Source organism: Fusibacter ferrireducens (assembly GCF_015352425.1).
In the GTDB taxonomy this organism is placed as follows: domain Bacteria; phylum Bacillota; class Clostridia; order Peptostreptococcales; family Acidaminobacteraceae; genus Fusibacter_A; species Fusibacter_A ferrireducens.
Map to the genome: position 1 here is coordinate 55,306 of NZ_JADKNH010000010.1, position 21,038 is coordinate 76,343.

17 protein-coding genes are annotated in these 21,038 nt (G+C 38.2%); 6 read left to right on the top strand and 11 right to left on the bottom strand.

Translation table 11 applies throughout. From position 1 onward, the window contains the following. The first annotated feature begins 7 nt into the window (after positions 1-7). Positions 8-1,945: a type I pullulanase gene (pulA, locus tag ISU02_RS16105; RefSeq protein ID WP_194702876.1), complete on the top strand. Its 1,938-nt coding sequence runs from the start codon at positions 8-10 to the stop codon at positions 1,943-1,945. Between the two features lie 28 nt (positions 1,946-1,973). On the opposite strand, the gene ISU02_RS16110 is transcribed toward pulA, so the two are convergent. Then, on the bottom strand, positions 1,974-2,771 hold the full coding sequence (locus tag ISU02_RS16110) for a helix-turn-helix transcriptional regulator (protein ID WP_194702877.1): 798 nt from the start codon (positions 2,769-2,771) through the stop codon (positions 1,974-1,976). A 213-nt stretch (positions 2,772-2,984) separates the two neighbouring features. Between ISU02_RS16110 and ISU02_RS16115 the strand changes: the two genes are divergently transcribed. Continuing rightward, on the top strand, positions 2,985-4,988 hold the full coding sequence (locus ISU02_RS16115; RefSeq protein WP_194702878.1) for a methyl-accepting chemotaxis protein: 2,004 nt from the start codon (positions 2,985-2,987) through the stop codon (positions 4,986-4,988). 739 nt (positions 4,989-5,727) lie between these two features. On the opposite strand, the gene ISU02_RS16125 is transcribed toward ISU02_RS16115, so the two are convergent. The 3 genes from ISU02_RS16125 to ISU02_RS16135 form a co-directional block, all read right to left on the bottom strand. Beyond that, positions 5,728-6,039 carry a Fe-S cluster assembly protein HesB gene (locus ISU02_RS16125; protein WP_194702880.1) on the bottom strand — a complete coding sequence of 104 codons (312 nt, stop codon included), beginning with the start codon at positions 6,037-6,039 and terminating at the stop codon, positions 5,728-5,730. 101 nt (positions 6,040-6,140) lie between these two features. Further along, complete coding sequence (locus tag ISU02_RS16130; RefSeq protein WP_194702881.1) at positions 6,141-6,998, bottom strand: substrate-binding periplasmic protein; 858 nt, start codon at positions 6,996-6,998, stop codon at positions 6,141-6,143. Continuing rightward, positions 6,988-8,295: an HD domain-containing phosphohydrolase gene (locus tag ISU02_RS16135; protein WP_194702882.1), complete on the bottom strand. Its 1,308-nt coding sequence runs from the start codon at positions 8,293-8,295 to the stop codon at positions 6,988-6,990. Before ISU02_RS16135 ends, ISU02_RS16130 begins: the two co-directional genes overlap by 11 nt. Positions 8,296-8,719: 424 nt before the next feature. Between ISU02_RS16135 and ISU02_RS16140 the strand changes: the two genes are divergently transcribed. The 3 genes from ISU02_RS16140 to ISU02_RS24380 are packed head-to-tail and all read left to right on the top strand — an operon-like array spanning position 8,720 to position 12,942. Next, positions 8,720-10,561, top strand: coding sequence for a beta-glucoside-specific PTS transporter subunit IIABC (locus tag ISU02_RS16140; RefSeq protein WP_194702883.1), 1,842 nt, complete (start codon positions 8,720-8,722; stop codon positions 10,559-10,561). Positions 10,562-10,600: 39 nt separating this feature from the next. Further along, positions 10,601-12,061 carry a glycoside hydrolase family 1 protein gene (locus tag ISU02_RS16145; protein WP_194702884.1) on the top strand — a complete coding sequence of 487 codons (1,461 nt, stop codon included), beginning with the start codon at positions 10,601-10,603 and terminating at the stop codon, positions 12,059-12,061. Between the two features lie 32 nt (positions 12,062-12,093). Next, positions 12,094-12,942, top strand: coding sequence for a PRD domain-containing protein (locus tag ISU02_RS24380; RefSeq protein WP_194702885.1), 849 nt, complete (start codon positions 12,094-12,096; stop codon positions 12,940-12,942). Between the two features lie 322 nt (positions 12,943-13,264). Here ISU02_RS24380 and ISU02_RS16155 read toward each other — a convergent pair whose 3' ends face one another. The 4 genes from ISU02_RS16155 to ISU02_RS16170 all read right to left on the bottom strand — a co-directional run bounded on the left by ISU02_RS16155 (position 13,265) and on the right by ISU02_RS16170 (position 17,881). Beyond that, entirely contained in the window at positions 13,265-13,564 is a 300-nt protein-coding gene (locus tag ISU02_RS16155) for an AtuA-related protein (protein WP_194702886.1), read from the bottom strand. Further along, positions 13,564-14,910, bottom strand: coding sequence for an acyclic terpene utilization AtuA family protein (locus ISU02_RS16160; protein ID WP_194702887.1), 1,347 nt, complete (start codon positions 14,908-14,910; stop codon positions 13,564-13,566). Before ISU02_RS16160 ends, ISU02_RS16155 begins: the two co-directional genes overlap by 1 nt. Before the next feature lie 65 nt (positions 14,911-14,975). Next, positions 14,976-16,268: a CitMHS family transporter gene (locus ISU02_RS16165; RefSeq protein ID WP_194702888.1), complete on the bottom strand. Its 1,293-nt coding sequence runs from the start codon at positions 16,266-16,268 to the stop codon at positions 14,976-14,978. Positions 16,269-16,483: 215 nt separating this feature from the next. After that, entirely contained in the window at positions 16,484-17,881 is a 1,398-nt protein-coding gene (locus ISU02_RS16170) for a sigma-54 interaction domain-containing protein (protein WP_194702889.1), read from the bottom strand. A 257-nt stretch (positions 17,882-18,138) separates the two neighbouring features. On the opposite strand from ISU02_RS16170, the gene ISU02_RS16175 reads away from it, so the two are divergent. Beyond that, positions 18,139-18,534, top strand: a complete 396-nt coding sequence (locus ISU02_RS16175) for a pyridoxamine 5'-phosphate oxidase family protein (RefSeq protein WP_194702890.1) — start codon at positions 18,139-18,141, stop codon at positions 18,532-18,534. A gap of 223 nt (positions 18,535-18,757) precedes the next feature. Here the strand turns inward: ISU02_RS16175 and ISU02_RS16180 are convergent, their stop codons facing one another. The 3 genes from ISU02_RS16180 to ISU02_RS16190 form a co-directional block, all read right to left on the bottom strand. Continuing rightward, positions 18,758-19,438, bottom strand: coding sequence for a TetR family transcriptional regulator (locus tag ISU02_RS16180; protein WP_194702891.1), 681 nt, complete (start codon positions 19,436-19,438; stop codon positions 18,758-18,760). A 72-nt stretch (positions 19,439-19,510) separates the two neighbouring features. Continuing rightward, complete coding sequence (locus ISU02_RS16185) at positions 19,511-20,398, bottom strand: EFR1 family ferrodoxin (protein WP_194702892.1); 888 nt, start codon at positions 20,396-20,398, stop codon at positions 19,511-19,513. A gap of 170 nt (positions 20,399-20,568) precedes the next feature. Continuing rightward, positions 20,569-20,976: a DUF2000 domain-containing protein gene (locus tag ISU02_RS16190; protein WP_194702893.1), complete on the bottom strand. Its 408-nt coding sequence runs from the start codon at positions 20,974-20,976 to the stop codon at positions 20,569-20,571. Positions 20,977-21,038 lie beyond the last annotated feature (62 nt).

Genomic DNA, 21,038 nt, shown 5'->3' on the forward strand with positions numbered 1-21,038 from the left:
TGATTCTATGGAATATCCAGTAACAGGCCGAAAACTGGGGTATAATTATACGCCAGTTGAAACTGAATTTAATGTTTGGGCACCTACACATGATGATGTGCAATTAGCGCTCTATGAGCATCCAAATGCACTTGACAGAACTTTACATGCTATGACCAAGTCAGAAGATGGTGTTCATACAGTAAAAATACTTGGCGATTTACATGGGTTCTTTTACACTTATATTGTCAACCACGAAATTGAAGTCACAGACCCTTACGGCGTTTCAGCATCTGCCAACAGTTTGAGGACTGCCGTCTTAGATTTGAGGCAAACCGATCCCGAAGGCTTTGCAGATCATGTTATTCCAAAGGGCAATTTAAATTGTGATGCTATTTTATATGAACTACACATTAAAGATTTTACAGGTGATCAAAGTTCTGGCGTCAAACATAAAGGCAAGTTTTTAGGTCTTACAGAAAAAGGCAGTCAATTGGAGGGCTATGCCACTGGACTGGACCACATTGCTGATCTTGGCGTCACACACGTCCACTTGATGCCCATAAATGATTATCTCTCTGTGGATGAACTCTCTGACGCACCTGAGAGTTACAACTGGGGGTATGACCCTGAACACTTTAACTTGCCAGAGGGCAGTTATTCATTGTCCCCAAACGACCCTGTTTCACGTGTTATGGAACTCAAAATGTTGATTCAATCGCTTCATGAAAGAGGTCTAAAGGTTATTCTCGATGTGGTTTACAATCATACCTTTAGAGGGCCACAATCTAATTTTAACGCACTTGTTCCTAACTACTATTACCGTGTAACCCAAGAGGGTATCTTTTCCAATGGTTCTGGTTGCGGCAACGAATTTGCGTCTGAAAAACCTATGGGGCGGAAGTTTATCATAGACTCCCTATGCTATTGGGCAAGAGAATATAAAGTAGACGGGTTTAGATTTGACCTCATGGCGCTTATCGATATTGATACCATCAATCTGTCCATTCAAGAACTTAAAAAAATCAATCCTGAAATGATGATCTATGGTGAGCCATGGACAGGAGGTCTGTCACTACTGCCTGAGTCCAATCGCATTTATAAAGGGATCCAGTGCAACCAATGCTTCTCACTTTTTAATGATGACTTCAGAAACGCCATTAAAGGTGACAACGATGGCACTGGCCATGGCTTCGTTCAAGGGAACAAAGATGCTGAATATAACGTTAAAGTTGGCATTTTAGGTTCTATTCCATATGATCAAACTTATATGGGGTTCGCCATGAATCCCTGTGAAACGATCAATTATTTTAATGCACACGATAACTTGATCATATTTGATAAACTGTCCAAATCCATGCCAAATAGTTCCTACGAAGATTGGATCAAGATGAATAAGCTCTGCTTTAATATCATAATGACATCTCAGGGCATTCCTTTTTTTCACGCTGGAAACGAATTCCTACGCAGTAAAAAGGGCAACCATAATTCGTACAATGCACCACTTTCAATCAATGCCATCAATTGGCACGATAAAAAAACACATTATGCTTTTTATCTCTACGTCAAAGATCTCATTGAACTGAGAAAAACCCATGATTGCTTTAGAATAACAGATACAGCACTTATCAAGAAAAACATTCACTTTGTGGATATAGAATCTTCTGGATCTAACACAATTGTCTACAGCATACATGTAGATGATAAAGAAGACTATGATTGTCTTCTGATCGTTCATAATGCCCATTATGAAATCTTCAAACTGTCCATTGCAGATGTGCTCAGATCTTTATGCTGTGATCTTGAGCTTGAAATCACCTATAAGACCACTGAAATTGAAATCAAGCAGATCTTTAATGAAAGTGGTTTACTGCATGATCCTGTTGAGATTCCCGATATCGCTAAACACATCGTGGGGATAAATCCTTACAGTTCTGCAATATACACATTTAAGAGACTAAAATAATTCAAATACTCAACAAATATTCAAGATATTACCTAAAATGACGATTTCTATATACCAAAGGCTGTAGGCCCGTATATTTTTTAAAAACGGATGCAAAGTGATTTTGATAGTTAAAACCCACAGCGGTTGCAATATCATACACGGATGCATCTGTTTTTATGAGTAGCTGTTTCGCTTCATCAATTCTAAGCTTTAATATGTGCTCCGATAAAGTCATCCCCGTCTCTCGCTTGAGACATCTTGAAAGATAGCTTTCAGAAACAGATAACTCTTGTGCTAAACTTTTCAATCTCATTTGTTTTCTAAACTGTCCCTGAATCATCTTTAATGCGTTTTGCACCAGCATACTATGACTCACTGATGTCTTCACAATGCTTTGTTTTCTAATCATATTTGACATTTCATCTAAGACCATTCTTTTCATTTTTTCATAGTCATCAATATCCTCTAATTTTGAAATCAGCCTGCTAAAGGCTATCGTTTGATTGTCTCTGTCTCCATACACTTCAATCATGACATTGACAAAGAGCGTCATAAAGACGATAAGTGCATTTTTAAATTCTCTGAGTTCAGATTTGCCAACTATTTTTTCTACAGTAACCTCACCTGCTATGTTCAACAAAGTCTGTACAGCTAGAGGATTTTCACGTTCTAAAAAAAATTTCAAATCCGAGAAATATTCATAGGGAAATCTAATGTAGTTAGTATGGGTTTTACGATTATGTACGGTAAGTTTGTTGTATTTCTTTTTTAACATCTCTACAATGTATTCAGGGTTCTGCTCAAGATTGGCTGGATAATTCTTTATATTTTTAATCTGATGCATTGGCTTCTCTCCACTTTGTTTTTTCAATAATTACAGGATTCAATATTTGCATATTCTAATACTTGTATTCTAGCTCATTGCAATTCTATCATAATTTCATTATATATCAAATTAGTTCATATTTTTATCTAAAAACACATATTTTTATCCATATCAAATCCTGTTTCACGTTATAATGATCATATGCAAATTGGGGCACAAAGGAGAAAATCAATGAAACTAAATTTATCCAAAAAAATTATATTCAGTGCAATGCTTCTGGTCTTGGTGATTGTCCTAGGCATCGGTGGTATTGCCATTACCAAGAGCAAAAATGAAGTTATTGCAGAAGTTGAAAAAGCCATGCTCGAATACGCAAGAGAAGGCGCTGCACACCTTAGGACAGATATGGATCTTAGATTGGCATCTCTCTCTGAAATTGCAAGACGTGATGATGTCACTTCCATGAACTTCACTGTTCAAAAAAACGAACTTAAAGACGACATTGAACGTTTGGGATACTCGGATATGGCCATTGTCTCTTTGAATGGAGAGGCACATTATATTCTAAGCAATGATGTTGCAGATCTTTCAGAACGCGATTATATAAAGACCGCATTTGCGGGTACACCTACTGTTTCAAAAGTTCTCGTCAGTAAAACCGATGGTTCCCTCGTCGTAGTGGAAGCAGCCCCCATCATATCGGGTGGAAAGACTGTTGGCGTGCTCATTGGAGGTAGAGATGGCAATACGCTTTCAGAGTTTACAGATGAAATCAAATTTGGAGAAAGCGGCTATGCTTTTATTGTGGGATCAGATTCAACTTTTTACGCTCATCCCAATATAGAGTACGTAACAAGCCAACGCAATGCCTTTGCAGAAATCGACTCAAACGGTGCATTGAAACCCTTTGGCGAAGCATTAAAAAAACTAGGTGAAGCCCAATATGGCATGGCTAACTACGAACTTGAAGGCAGCAAACGACTTACTGCTATGGCCAAAATTCCAGGAACAGATTGGAGTTTGGGCATAGGCACACAAAGAGACACAGTTTTACTCGGTGTTGATATGCTCACAAAATCTCTTGTGCTTGTTGGATTGCTCTTTATTATCATAGGTATTTTTGCGTCCTATAGACTTGGACGAAGTATCGCCACACCTATTGTGACACTTTCCGTTCTCATTACAGAATTTTCACAATACCGTCTGAGAATTGATGAAAACCACAGAGTACATCATCTTAAGAAGAGAACCGATGAGATCGGTCAAATTGCCACAGCACTGATTGAAATGCAAAACAATCTTGTACACTTAATAGGAGAAGTTTCAGCTTCCGCACAACATGTCGCCTCTTCCTCTGAAGAACTGTCATCCACAAGTCAATTATCTTCTGATACTGCCAATGAAGTCTCTAAAACCATAGAAGAAATTGCTCTCGGGGCAACAGACCAAGCTACGGAAACTGAAAAAGGCGCCATGAACATCAATGATATGGGCATACTTCTTGAAAAAGACTTTGCACATATGCATGAACTCAATGAAGCCGCAAAATTAGTCAGTCAGTTAAAAGAAGAGGGCACTACAGCTGTGAACATACTCTTGTTAAAAGCCGAGGAGACAAGAGAAGCCACATTATCTATTGAAAACATTATTCGTTTAACATATGAGAGTGCCGCTAAGATAAATCAGGCAAGTAGCATGATTGCCAATATCGCTGAGCAAACTAACCTATTGGCACTCAATGCCGCCATTGAGGCAGCTCGAGCAGGCGAAAGCGGTCGTGGTTTTGCTGTTGTTGCAGACGAAATCAGGCATCTTGCAGAACAGTCCAACGCGTTTACTAAAGATATTTCCGTCATTATAGGTCAATTGACTGAAATGATCACACAAGCTGTCGACACTGTTCAAACCGTTAAGGATAGTGTTGAAGCACAAAATAATAACGTCAATGCCACGAAATCGAAGTTTGAAGGCATCTCCACAGCCATTGAGAAAATGCGCGAAGTCATTGTCAATCTAGATAATTCTTCCAAAAATATTTCTGTAAAAAAAGATGAAATTATCGGTATAATTGATAACTTGTCTGCTATTTCAGAAGAAAATGCTGCCAGCACTGAACAGGCTTCAGCTTCTGTGGAACAACAGACCGCATCCCTTGCAGAAATCGCTGATGCATGCGATGCCTTGGCACATTTAGCAGAGGACTTACAATTGAGTATTTCGAAGTTTTCATTTTAGCATTAAATCGACATTTTGAGGGATCTCACGATCCCTCAACCCAATTTTCGCTGATGATTTCTCGATTAAAACCTTGGACAACCTTTTTCGGTTCAAATCCTTTTTCGGTTTTAATTTTACTGTTAAACTCATTGTCCAGCAGAAATTTGTTCTTTAAAAAAAACAGGTTCAAAGCATCCGTCATCGGATCACTGAACCTGTTTTTTATCATTTTATCCGCAATTTGAAGCACCTACGCCTGTTGCATAGACAGAATAGCTGTATCCATTCCAACTTACAGAAATTTCTCCCATAGATTCATAAAGGTACTTCTCTATAATAAAAGTAACACCATGAATTGTCTCTTTTAAATCTTCATCTGTAGATTGATCTAAACCTAGACCAAATGACGGTCCACCTCATCCCATACCTGCTATATAGATTCTTACCTCTTGAGGTTTAGAGGGTTGTTTGTCTAAAACCTCTTGAATCCTTTCACAGGTGTCTTGATTCACTTTAAAAATCATAATACACCTCCATAGAATATATTGTTCTTTCTCTGTTTTATTCTTTCATTACTATTATACCCCAAGACATGACATATAAAAAGAAAAAACCCCCTGACAGGGGGTTAACTTTTTGTAAACAGACGCGTAGATGTAAGCCATCTAACATCCTTTGGTCATCGCTCACAAAACAAATCCTCAAAAGACAAAAAACGACTCCACAGAGTCGTTTATGAGTTACTACTTACTATGAGTTAACCACAGCTTGAACATGAACCACAAGCAGAAGGTTGAACGTTAACTGGTTGAACTGAATAACCATTTCCTACCCATTCTACTTTGATTTCTCCAACTGAATCATATACTGATTTCTCAAGAACGAAGTTAACACCGCTGATTTCTTCAACTAGATCACCTTCATTTTGATTATCTAAACCAAGACCAAAACTTGGACCACTGCATCCCATTCCTGCAATAAAGATTCTGATGTTTTGTGGTTTGTCAGATTGAGCTGCTAAAACTTCTTGAATTTTTACGCAAGTCTCATCATTTGTAGCGATATACATAATACTCACCTCCATTAATGACATTATATTATAAATCCGAGTAAATTAGTATAGTTAAATTTAAATTTAAAACATTATTTACAAATTGTTAGATTTTAAGGTCACTTTTCCTCATCATGTGAGTCCCACATGCCTGAGTCCTTCAATTTGTGAAAGGCTTGATTAAACTGCTCTACAAAAGCCTCAGCCCTTGGATCTTCTCTATTGATCATCAAGCGATCTCCAGATGGCGGCACAGTAAATGAAAAGTCACTTTTCTTAAAAGCAGCCTTATCTTCTGGAAAATATCTGTTTATAAGTGCTTCGGCCACAACGGGATTTAATGCCACCGTGTCAATTCTACCCTCTTTCAATTTCGTAAAGCACTCAATTTTGTCATTAGACTGATCATATTCTAAACCTAATTCATCATATATCTCAGTGTAGTAATAACCTGATATGCCACCTAATCGATGTCGTTTTAAATCCTCAATACTCTGAAGTACAAAAGGGCGCTCTTCCTTTTGGTAATAATAGAAATACACTTTCCTATCCTCAACATCTATGAGACTATCTGTAAAAATGCACGATTGCTCTCTTTCAGATGTTTTAGCGTATGGAAACACAGCAAAGGCATCTCCTGTATTCAAATTATACAGTCCTCTGACCCATGACATAGTTCTTATTTCATAGTCAATCTCCATCTCTTTAAAAATCTCAATTAACATTTCATATTCAAAGCCTTTATTCACGCCATTTTCTGTGTAAATGTAAGGTTCATACTCACCAGTTGCAATGATATAACGGTCCAAATTAGGTTCAAAGTAAGTTTTATCCGCGTTGTATTTCGTCGTCTTTACTGGCACTACAGTGTTTAAAACTGCTTCCGGTCGGTTCATCCATAACCCCATGAAGACCGCCATCAAACTTATGATGATAAGCATATTAGGCCATTGGACAAGTTGCTTTTTATGCTTCAAATGTAAGCACCTCCAAAAATGCATCCACAAGCATGCCATCAAACTGTGTGCCACTTCCCATCACGATTTCATCCACGGCCTTTTCATGCGTTAAAGGTGTTTTCCGATAGGCCCTTGAACTCGTCATGGCATCATAGGCATCTGCAATGCCAATAATACGAGCAGATAATAAAATGGATTCTCCAGATAGACCATTATTATAGCCTTTGCCATCATAGCGTTCATGGTGTTGAAGGACAATCTGTGCACTTTCCGATAGAAATTCAATATCTCTCATGATCTGATAGCCTATTTCGCTATGTCGCTTAATATGATCCATTTCCTCTACCGTCAATGGCGTCTCTTTATTGAGAATTTCCATTGGAACACCGATCTTGCCAATATCGTGAAGAATCGCTGCCATGTGCAGATTTCTCTTATCACGTGCATTCATACCAATTTTATCTGCAATGAGCATGGCATATTTTTGAACGCGGTCACAGTGTCCTCTCGTATAAGAATCGCTTGCTTCAATGGCATTGGCAAGCGCCGTAATCGTCTCTTGATAATTTTTATCCAATGTGCTTACTAAGGTTTCAAGTTCCTCATTCATCGCAGAAGTTTCTTCATAAAGTGCCTGAATTTCATCATGATTGAGTTCGATTTCGTCTATATGTGCTTTAAGTTGATTCTGCATGCTCAAAATTGTATTCTCAAGCGTTCCAATTTCATCAGCTGTATTGCTCATCAATTTATTATCCAAGTTTCCTTTTGCAATATTGTCTGCAATTTGTGTTAAATTCAATAATGGCTTGGTGATCATTGAAGAAATCCACAGGACAATCCACCCCAAAAACGATATTTCTAAAAGTCCCAGAAATATTTCATAAAATATATCGCTGTATTTTTTTTGTTCATAAAACTGATCTGTAAAGTTAATCATGATGTTGCCAATATACTGATCATTGAAAAAAATTTGTCTCCTCCGACTCAGAAAGGGGTCTGTCTGTTCCTCATAAAGTTTTATTTTTTTAATGATGATGTTGCCTTTTTGATCGGTAATGACGACTTCAGACACATTTACATCCAAAATAAGCGTCTTGGCAACATCTTCAACATTGCCAAGATCAAAATCCCACAAAGGCCGTTTAAGTGCATTTGAACCTATATCTACCAAAGCGTTTATATTATCCGTCATTTCAGTCATCATATTTTGACTTTTTACAAAATAGACCACTCCAATTCTCAAAGAAGTTACAAGTAAAATAACGATAATAATATAAAAGGACAATCTCCCCCTAATACTTCTAAATTTCATATTTCCCCTCAATTATAAACATCCCAAAATATATTGATGTCATCGCATAAAATGTGTACAAATAACTGTGTATGTCTTACACATCTCTAATTATAACAATCAAATGTCTCTCTCGTCAATTCAATGTCCTATAGATTTCCAAACGCCTTCTATTGCTCTGCAATTATAGGCCCTTTCATGAATTACTTTTGATGAAATTATAGGTATATGCCCATCTTTCTCATCATTTTGTTTGCATTTAAAAACATTTTGATCTTGACACATATAAACTTCGATTATATAATGGACGTAAATTAAACATGAAGAGTACCATTAGACATGTGACTGGTTGAGCAGGCAGGATCTAATCCATAAATGATGATTAATATCATTTATCGATTTAGGTCCTTTTTTTGTTTAAAAATTTTAAAGGGGGCCAAGTAAAATGGATTACAAAATTACTGCAAAAGAAATCTTAAAACATGTAGGTGGAAAAGATAATATTTCCCATTTAGAGCATTGCTCCACAAGACTGAGATTTTCATTGATGGATATGGCAAAAGCCAATGTGGAAATGCTCGAAAAAATTGATGGTGTCATGGCTGTAAAAATGACTGGTCAATGTCAAGTCGTGGTTGGCAATGAAGTAGTAGAAGTCTATGATGAAGTTATGAATTTGGTAGGTCATTCGTTTTCTTCAACTGATGATTCTCAAAAGACAAATGAAAAACAGAAATTAGGTGCTTTCATATTAGATTTTCTTATTAGCATCTTTCAGCCACTGGCACCAGCAGTGGCAGGTGCCGGAATACTAAAATCACTTTTATTGCTTCTAGCATTGATTGGTGTAATGGATTCAGCAGGTCAAAACTATAAGATTTTATCGCTAATTTCTGATGCACCGCTCTATTTTTTACCTGTTTTAATTGCAGCTTCAACTGCAAATAAACTTAAAGTCAACTATATTGTGGCGATGTCAGCTGCCAGTACATTACTACTGCCAAAAACAATTGCAGCCCTAGGTGAAGGGACTCAATTATTTGGGATACAACTTCAGAACATTTCCTATCCCTCTCAAGTGTTTCCTGCAATTTTAGCAGTTATTCTCTATTCATTTGCTGAGAAATTTTTCACCAAAATCTCGCCAAAACCTATTCGCATATTCTTTGTCCCTATGATGTCACTCATCATCACCGTACCTACAACACTTTTATTTTTGGGCCCATTGGGTTTCAATTTAGGTTTGGGACTCTCAACGGTCATCTTATTCTTATTTAATAAGATTGGTTGGATCGCAATCGCATTTTTAGCCTCGGTTTTACCTTTTATGGTTGCCACGGGTATGCATAAAGCCATGATTCCATATGCTGTGACAGCTATGACTGAACTTGGTATGGATCCTTTATATTTACCTGCTTCTCTTGCACATAACATTGCAGAAAGTGGCGCTTGTTTTGCTGTTGCCATTAGAACGAAAGACACTACCAAAGAATCGATCGCCATATCAGCTGGTATTTCTGCACTATTTGGCATAACAGAACCTGCTTTATATGGGGTGACACTTCAGAACAAAAAAGTTTTAAGCAGTGTTCTTGCTGGCTCATTTATTGGCGGTGCTTATATTGGTATTACGGGTGTAAAATCTTATGCTTTAGTCGGCCCTGGTCTTGCAAGCATGTCTATGTTTATTTCAGAACTCGCTCCTAAAAACTTATTCAATGCCTTTATGGGATTAGTGATCTCTTTTGCAGTTGCATTTATTGTCTCATTTATTTTAAGTAAGGAAACGGAATCAGAAAATAAACCTAGTAGCGAAAAACCTTTTAGCAAAGAAGAAATCCTCTTTAACAGTCCCATTATTGGTCAAATGATTTCACTTTCAAAGGTCAACGATGATATCTTTTCTTCCAAAGTTGTTGGCGATGGCATCGCAGTACTGCCTCATAGAGGTGAATTATATGCGCCTCTCGATGGCAAGATTGAAACGGTTCTGGATACACAACATGCAATTGGTTTAAAAGCTGATAATGGTGCTGAAATTTTATTCCATGTGGGTATAGATACGGTAAGACTCAAAGGACAATATTTTGAATCTAAAGTAAAAGTTGGCGACAGCGTTAAAAAGGGAGATCTTCTGTTAAATTTTGATCTTGAGAAAATCAAAGCAGCCGGTTTTGACCCGGTAACAATTGCCGTTGTCACGAATCAAGAGGCTTACAAGCTAGATATCAAATCAAAAGATCAGGTCAATCAAACCGACCATATAATGACCATTGCTACTGTGTGATAATATAAAGCCTATAAGCTAAAAAAAGGAGTATGACAAATGAAATATAAATTTCCAGAAAATTTTCTTTGGGGTGGTGCACTTGCTGCCAACCAAGTGGAAGGTGCATGGGATGCCGATGGCAAAGGTATGTCTGTCGCCGATGTGGCTATGTATCGTTCCAAGATAAGTGTGGATGACTACAAAGGGCATTTAGAGATCTCAAAAGATTTAATTGAAAAAGCCATGCAAGATAATGATATAAAGAAGTATCCAAAGCGTAGAGGCATCAATTTCTATGAATATTACAAAGAAGATTTGGCACTCTTTGCCGAAATGGGTTTTAAAGTGCTTCGAGTTTCCATCGCATGGACGCGACTCTTTCCAACAGGAGAAGAAACAGAACCCAATCCTGCTGGGGTAAAATATTACAGAGAACTGCTCACGGAAATGAGACGTCTTCACATAGAGCCCATTGTTACGCTTTCGCATTATGAAATGCCTCTGGCGCTCAGCTTAAAATACAATGGCTGGGTTGAGCGTAAGGTCATCGATTACTTCGTTAGATTCTGTAATGTTTGCTTTAACGCCTATAAAGATTTGGTCAAATATTGGCTCACTTTCAATGAAATTGACAGTATCGATCGGCACCCCTTTATCACTGCGGGGATTATACCTGAATTATGTGAAACGGGCAAAGAAGAAGAGGCCATCTATCAGGCCTTACATCATCAATTTGTAGCCTCTTCGCTTGTGACAAAGGCTTGTCATGAAATTATTCCAAGCAGTCAAGTAGGCTGTATGTTAACCAAATTGACCACCTATCCAAACACCTGTAATCCACTTGATGTAGAAGCAACACTCAAGAAGAATCTTCACAACTATTTTTATGCAGATGTTCAGATTTTTGGTGAGTATCCCGTTATGATCGAGAAATGGTTCGAACGAAAAGGGATTCAAATCGTTATGGCACCTGAAGACAAAGCCATTCTAAAAGAAAATACAGTGGATTATCTTTCTTTTAGTTATTATATGTCCCTTACAGAGTCAGTCGATCCAGAACTCGAAAAAGCATCTGGCAATACCATTATGGGCGTCAAAAATCCATACCTACCTTCCTCAGAATGGGGTTGGCAAATTGATCCGCTAGGGCTTAAAATTTCACTTATTGAACTCTATGATCGCTATAAAAAGCCCATGATTATCGTGGAAAATGGCGTCGGTGCTAAGGATGTCGTTGAAGCCGATGGCTCTATTCACGATCCATATCGAATCCGGTATTTTAGTGAACATTTTAAGCAAATGAAAGCGGCTATTGATGAAGGGGTTGACCTCTTTGGCTATACGAGCTGGGGACCTATTGATATCATTAGTGCAGGTACTTCCCAAATGTCTAAAAGATACGGCTTTATCTACGTAGATCAAGATGATGAGGGCAATGGTACGCTACGGAGAAGCCGAAAAGATTCTTTCTACTGGTACAAAAAAATTATTGAAAGCAATGGGGCTGATTTGGATTAACGCTTCTTCTTTCAAGCAGAAAGGTGTATGTAGTGATTAAGATTAAGAAAGTTTTGAATTCAAGTGTTGTCTTAGTTATAGATGACCAAGGTAAAGAATTTATTCTCTTTGGAAAAGGGATCGGATACGGGCAAAAAAATGGTGCACTCATCGCCAATCATCAAGCCGATCAAATTTTTATGCCTGTGGATAATTTTAAAGCAAAAGAACTGCTGGATTTATTAGATGCCATGCCACCTGAATTTATAGATTTAACTCAGAAAATAGTCAGTCACGCAGAAAAGAAGCTCCATACAAAACTCATTTCAGGTATCTACTTCACACTTATGGATCACATGAATTTTGCAGTTGAACGTTACAGAAAAAATATCAATATCACCAATCGGGTCTATTGGGAAATTAAAAATTACTATACAGAGGAGTTTGAGATTGGTCTTTATGCCATTGAGCTAATGAACAAGGCCTTTGATATCCACTTGCCTAAAGAGGAAGCGGCAAACATTGCCTTTCACATTGTCAACTCTCAAACTGAAAATAGCGCATCGCGAGATGGGATGAAATATGCTAAGATGATTGGGAGCATAGTGAATTTAGTGCGATACACGCTCAATATCAATTTGGACACAGAAAATGTGCACTACACAAGGTTTATTACCCACGTTAAGTTCTTTGTAGAGCGTTATTTTGATGACAAAATGATTGACGATAAGGATGATGCGCTCTTTGAGCAAATTGCAAATCTGTATCCTCAAGCCATGAACGGCGCTTTTAAGATCAAAGAGTATATTCAGCAGGTTTATGGCAAGCACATTCCAAATGAGGAACTCACTTATTTAGCGGTTCATATTCATCGATTGATCAGTTATAATCAGCTTGAATAGTACACTTCAATTTAAAAATACACACTTAAAAAAGCACTCTCCATTATGTTGCAATGAAGGGTGCTTTTTTTCTGCTGTTTTATGCTTTAACAATACTGGTTTTAATCATAATTAGAGTGTCAAAACCCAGTTTCGCATGCCCCCTCTACCATATGCTGTATCGCGTACTTGCCGTAAACGACATCATAGGGTAGAGGGGTGCTCAACTATTGGATTTTGACACTCTAACCAATCATTCCTTGATGCTAAAAACTCGATCTCTATTTCATCTCTCTATTTCGAGTTCATCTCTCTATGCCTAATTTAATTATCTATTTCCAGTTTAAATCTCTATTTCCAATAGTGAAGAGCTCAAACATTTGCCATGCTTATCTATGGCAAGTGATCTGGTAACGCCACCACCAAGTGCTTCGTACATTACAAAGTTAAGCGCCCCTATATTCGGAAGTTCATAACGAATCACTTGCCCTTTGACCACATTTTTAAAATGTTCTTTTACGATCTCCGCAGTGACCTTCTCTTTAATTAATGCATAATCTTTTTCATCGTATGCAATTAAAGATATATTGGAAATGTTGCCTTTATCGCCCGTTCTTGAATGCGCAATCTCCCAAAGCTTCATTACATCACCTCCTTGAGAACGACATCTACCTTGATCTCTTTTTTTGGAACCAGTATAGAAGCCACCGAAACAACCTCAGAAACCTTTTTAGTCGCACCGCCGCCACCAGCCGGGCCATTGGTATAAAGCGTCTCAACTTCATTGGCAACTTTCACAGCTTGATCTTTAGTCTTTGTACGTGCGGTCACTCTTATTCTGACTTCATTGGGATCTGCCATATCTGCTGCAACAGGCCCTGCAAATAAAGCGTTGACACCAATGATATCAAAACGGATCTCATCATATTCAACCGCAGTCATTTCAAGTCTCTTTTGAACGATTTCAAGCGCCAGTTGAGCACGCGCCACACAGTTCGGTCCACCATAACTCATTTCACCTTCGCCAATAAAACAGTCTTTATAGCCTATGCTCACTTTATAGGTATCCGTTTTAGGTTTTCCACTGCCACCTTTGATTGAAACCAAATCCTTGCCTATGGCTTTTATGGTGACGCCTGAAAAATCGGCAACACAATCTGGTGTAAAATAATGCTCAGGATCATGAATTTCATAAATCATCTGCTCTTTACACGTATCCTCTGTGACCATGCCACCAGTACCCTCTACTTTGGAGATCGTCGCATCACCATACTCATCGACCTCGGCAATTGGAAATCCAATATTCCAAGGTTCAAAGACATCTTTTTTACCCGGATCTGCGTAGTAACCGCCAGTGACTTGACCACCGCATTCTAATAAATGGCCCACAAGTGTCCCTTTACCCATTTTCTCAAAATCATCCATCTTCCAGCCAAATTCATGTACTAATGGCGCCAGATAGAGCGCAGGATCTGATACTCTTCCTGTGATCACCACATCTGCACCTTGTTCCAAAGCCTTTAATATACCCGAAATCCCCAAGTATGCATTCGCTGAAACCACAGTTCCTTCCAAGGACTTAAGCGGCTCTCCAGTTTCCCATACGGTGATTTCTTGATATTCATCCAAATGACTTAGGACGTCATCGCCTATAACCGCAGCTATTTTTAAGCCCTTAAGATTTTGAGTTTCTGCGATTTTTTTGACCACTTCCAAAGCCCCAAGCGGATTAGCTGCACCCATATTCGTAATAATCTTTACTTTGTTCTTATAAGCAGCTGAAAGTGCTCTTTCCATCCTATACTCTAAGAGCCCATCATACCCTTTCGAAGGATCAGACATCTTAATCTGTTGAGCAATTGCAATCGTTCTCTCGGCCAAACATTCATATGCAATATAATCTAAATTGCCTTTTTCAATGAGCTCAATGGAGGGTTCCACTCGATCACCTGAGTAACCAGCGCCGCCTCCGATTCTAATTTTTTTCACTCTATATGCCTCCTTTGTTATGCTAAATTGAATACTCTATCTGCTTTAATCCTTTCATTCCATTATCAGATGGATATAATACCTGTTATAACTGCGATTAAGAGCATAACCATAGTCGTTAAAAATGCATACGGAATCGTTTTCTTTTGATGATCCCCTAAGTCTATTCCCGTTAATCCAATTAAAAGGAACGTTGATCCTGTCAGTGGACTCACCGGGAATCCCGTTGTCATTTGTCCTAAAATAGCCGCTCTACCAACGCTGATTGGATCTGCACCAAATTGAGCCGCAGTAGATGAAAGTACGGGCATAACGCCAAAATAGAACGAATCTGGATCAAATAATAAACTTGCCGGCATTGCGATTATACCTGTGAGCAATGGAATTCTAGCACCTAGTGCTGCTGGAATCGCTGCCACTGCAACATTAGCCATAGCTGTAATCATGCCTGTTCCCTTTAATATACCTGTAAATGTCCCTGCTGCAAATAGGATTGAAGCCATCATCAATGCCGCCTTTGCATGGGCATCGACACGCTCTCTTTGTTCTTTGACATCAGGGTAGTTCACAATAAGCGCCACTGTGAAAGCAAGCATGAACACAATGTGAGGCGGCAATTTACCTAAGATCAAAACAGTTATAGCCACCACAATGGAAAGAATATTGAATATAAATAATTTGGGTCTCTCAAGTGACAATTTTTTCTCATCCACTTCAAAGCCAACTTCAATTTCACCTTCAATTTCTTTCATGTGCTTTCTTTCTTGTTTGCCCAAAAGATAAGCTACGAAAATGACAAAAGCCAGCCCGCATGCCACAGGAATCAGCAATGGTTTAAAGAGTAACATGACATCAATATTGAGCGCAGATGCCGCTCTCAAAGTTGGACCACCCCAAGGTAAAATGTTCATGGTCCCTGCCGATAATGCCACTATGGTCGCAAGCGTTGTGCGTCTCATGCCAAGAGCATCATAAAGCGGTAACATTGCAGGCACTGTCACTAAGAACGTCACAGCACCTGATCCATCTAAATGGACCAACATCGCCAAAACAGCCGTCCCAATTGCAATTTTCACAGGATCTTTCCCAACGAGTTTCAAAATGGTGTTAATGATGGGTTTAAAAGTTCCTGCATCCGTTAAAATGCCAAAAAATAGAATTGCAAAAATAAACATGACACCTGTTGGCGCGATTGACTTGATGCCATCTGTCATAAATTTACCTAAATCGGCAGAAAAACCTCCAATAATGGCTGCCAAAACAGGTACAACAATCAGAGCCACTACTGGTGATGCCTTTTTCGTCATAACCAGAGTAAGTAAAACGGCGATTGTTAAAAAACCTAAAAATGCTAACATAAAAACCTCCCAAGTATTTATTTATCTAGACACAATTCTAATAACGCAATTTGCGTGCCAAAGAAAAAATCCCTTAATTACAGGGATTCCTCAAGATGCATTCTAAGATTTTAGAATTTTATTCAACTCAGGCTCATCAGAATACTTGCGCCTTCTCATATTAGGTTTGTCTTCCTATTTCTAAATATTTAGAAGCTAGAGCGACGTATTTCTAATTATTTAGAAATATTTTTCAACTTATTATACAAAGTTGCTAGAGATATCCCCAAAGCTTCTGCTGCAAGCCTTTTTCCTTCCATATCATGTCCAAATAGGTCCAGCGCATTTTGAATGCTTTTAATTTCGGCGTTCTTTAATGTCACCGCAAGTTTCTCAAATTTCAAATTTTCAGCATGATGTTCTAAATAATATTTTTGTATTCGACTAGGGAGATGAGTATAGTCAATCTCAAAATCAGTCATCATGTTGTAGGCGAATTCAATCGCATTGACAAGTTCTCGTATGTTGCCAGGCCAGTTGTAATTACACAACATTTTCAAAGCCTCATCAGTCAAATCAATTCTTCTTTTCGCCTCATTTGCCTTGCGCTTTAATGCCATTTTAATCAGAGGATAAATATCGCCCTTACGCGCTCTTAGAGGCGTTAATTCTATCGGAAATACGGCTATCCTATAGTAGAGGTCTTCTTTAAACAAGCCTTCTTGTACAAGCGTTTCCAAATCCTTATTGGTTGCAACAATCACTCTGACATCAATTGGAATTTCTTTGACGCTTCCAATGCGTCTTACGGTACTTTCCTGAATAGTCCTTAGGAGTTTCGATTGCAAGCTGATATCCATCTCTGAAATCTCATCTAAAAAGATCGTCCCCGTATTGGCAGCTTCAAAGAGACCGATTTTCCCCTCTTTTGTGGCGCCTGTAAATGAACCTTCTGAATAGCCAAACAGCTCGCTTTCCAATAAATTATGGCTCATAGTTGCACAGTTAATGACGATAAACGGACCTTCTCTTCTAGGCGAATCATTGTGAATCGCCTGAGCATAGAGTTCTTTACCAGTGCCACTCTCGCCACTGATCAGAACAGTCGTGTCTTTTTGAGCTATTTTTTTTGCCAATGCTTTTGTCCTAAGTGAACTCGGGTCCTCCGCAACGATGTCATCATAAGTGTACTTAGCTTTTTGAATCGCATTCATCTGTTTTCTGAGGATATTGATTTCTTTTTTATAATGACTGATCTCATTAGAGAGTTCATAGACATCTCCAATGGCCTTTACTAAAGAGATGCCTCCGATGACTTCACCTTTGGACAAAATCGGTGACATATTCACCATGTACTCGACACCATCTTCCATTCTCAAGGCTCTAAGGACTTTCTCACCGCTGGCAATGACGTTGGGCAATCTTGCACCTGGCCTTACAGATAGGATATCATTGCCAACGATTTCATCATATTTAACGCCGGTGATGCGCGTGTAAGCAGGATTAATATATTGGACGACTGCATTTTTATCTATGATTAAAACGCCATCATATATGGCATCCAAAATCACACGGCTGATATCTCCATGTCCAAGTATATGTCCACAGTCTTCATTTAAATTAACTGTCTCCATCTTTGCAATCCTCCCTCTCCATCTGTGTAATCCATCTTCTGTATATGTGTAATTCATCTTCTATATCCGTGGTTTACTCTTTATTAGCACCATTATAACATAAAAAAGCTTGCCTCTATTATAAGTTGATTGATCTATGACAGTATCTTTTTGAATACTAACGCAATCTAAAGATGGTACTTATATTTTATTTTATACCTGCTATTATTATAATATGAGTAATTTAAATAAAAATACGTTCGTAAGGAGTAATGACTATGAAAAGAGCATTAGAATTTTTACAAGATTGTGGCACATTTTACTTAGCAACAACCGAGGGTGATCAGCCTAGAGTGAGACCCTTTGGTGCTATTTTTGAATTTGAAGGTAAACTCTACACAGCCACTAACAACACAAAAGCATGTTTTAAGCAAATGATGGCAAATCCTAAAGTCGAAATTTCCGGTATGAATGCGAAGGGAGAATGGATTCGAATCGCTGGTGATATTGCTTGCGATGATAGAAGAGAAGCAAAAGCCTTTGCACTTGAAGCTGTCCCTGTTTTAAAGACAATGTATCAAGCCGATGACGGCATATTTACAGTGATGTACTTTAAAGAAGCCACTGCTACAATTGCCTCTTTTACTGGAAACCCTGAAACTTTTTCTTTCTAGAAAACACGATTATTTAACTTAATACATTAAAAGGCTGATGACTTTTCAGATCGGTTATAAATTCAAACCCTTCGGAAAGATCTTCAGCCTTTTATAATCCGTATGGTATTTCCTCTGTCCAGTATTTATTTAAGACGCCTGTTTTAGGATCAACTGTGCCCTGACGAAACGACTAGCCCTCTCGCAAGGGCAATGTCTGAAGGCGTTGAAATAGTAGTCCACTCTAAGAGCGTGCTGTGTTTAAATGCCCTGATTCATCAACTGCCCTTTGAAATACAAGATCGAGATATCTATTGATCTCATTTGCTCGATTAACCGGTAATTCCATAATGCCATATAAAAGCAAGCCATCAAGCAAAGCCATGTATTGAAGTGCAAAGCCTTGACATAAATCGGAATTTGCATCTGATAACCCTGCCTTAAAAACTGAAGCCATGACAGATAGATAATTTTGGTAGACCTCACTTAGTATGTTTCTAAAATGATGATAGATCACCATTCTGCCGAACATTTGCATGATAATGCTTTGACGCTCTTCAAGAGAAAATGAATCCAAATAGTCTAAATCGCCCTCATTTGAGGGGCATTCAGCACATAATTCATAGGCCTCTTCTAAATTGCCAATGGTGGTCAGCCCAATTACCTTAAGAATTGTGTGTGCATCCATATTGGTTTTAATCAGTGCTTCCATCCCTGATGAGAATTGCACTAGAAAAGCCTTGCAAGATTCATTTATTAGCATTTCTTTATTTTTAAAATAGTAGACCACAACCCCTTTTGAAACCCCTGCACGTGAAGCCACTTTGTCCAGTGTCACGTCTTCAAATCCCTTATTTGCTATAATCCAAAGCACTGCATTGATCAGCTCTTTTCTCCTTATTGGTTCCATTCCAATCTTTGGCATTCATTACTCCTTTACGATGACTTTTTGAAAACTTTATTTCAATTTAATTTCAGTATTATTGATCTCATCTACTCACATTGTATCGTCCTTGAGATACGCTATAAAATGTTTAAAATAACCCACTAAATTTGATTCTATAAAGGGCTCTTCCTCGGGACTATTGTTAATCAAATTTTCAATATCATACCCATTTTTTAAAACGACAAATTGCATGGTTCCAGCTTCTATTGCCTTTTGGGAACAAGTGTAGATGCACCTCATACACATATAACACTTATTTCCAAATTTTATTTGCCCTTCTTCAAGCCTTATATTTTGTGAGGGACAATGCTTCACGCAACGGCCACAATGATTGCATTGCGGATTAGCATATAGAAATCTGCCAAATATTTTAGCCCCCATTTTTTCCTCACAAAAGTTGATCATAGGGGCTGTTGATCTGATCGCAATATTGGGCTGATAGATTCTTCTGACTTCATTTTGAAGTTCTATACTCATGTGCACCACTTTGCGCTGAGCTGCTTGATACAGTAATCTTACCATGTGATCATCATATGCCATAAGCCAATTCGATCCCATGGCAATGATGCGCTCATAGATGACCTCATACCCTTTTTTCTGTAATTTTCTTTTGATTGAAGCTGTTGCATTGTGATTTATGCGGATATAATCTGCCCCTGTCAAAAGTATGAAGACTTTTCGATCTTGCACAGGCTCAAATTGATCCACAAAATGTTTGATGATTTCTGGGGTTCCAAATCCATATATGGGGTATGCTATTCCGATGAGGTCCACAGCCATATGTATAAGGCCATTCATATCCCTAAGCATATCTTCAATATTTCTGAGTATCGTCATATTCCCTTGAATTTTAGCGATTTCTTTTGCCAGTAGCTCTGACACAACTTTTGTATTGCCTGTTCCAGAAAAATAACATATGGCTGTCTTTTGAGTTTTCATTAAGTACCCCCTTTTTTATTTTGACCGGTCAGTATAATTAAATTCTAATCCTATACTTCATTAAATTCAAGGCAAAAAAGGCAACTCTTCTAGAAGAATTGCCTTTTTTTGCTCCGTGCTTATTCAAGTCATTCCATATTCAATTTCACTTTTAACTTTTAACACGCCCACTAATCATGTAACTTCAAACCCTTAACCAGTTTATTCACATGATTTTTCTTACCATAAATACCTAGCCCAACGATGTTCAACGCTTCCGTTTTATAGGCTCTAACTTGTTCTCTATTGGCTATGTCATTACCCGTATTGAACAGTTCTTCTGTATAAACTGCAAATTCAACTTCTTTCGAAAGCCCTTTTTTAAGAATTTCTTTTAGTACCGCTTGAGTGGCGGCATATATTATAATGGGCTGGTCAATCATCGGTAAATACTGAACGTCACTGGCATCCCAATAAGGTTCACCTATAACCTCTTGACTTCCACCTATGCCACCTGCTAAGAAAGCCGTCACATTTAATTTTTGCCAAGACATAAGATCTTCTTTAACAATGATCGCTATTTTTTTCTCTAAATTCATCACAAACCTCATTTCAAATTCGAGTATATCCTCTAAAAACTAATCTACATGAATTTTACAGC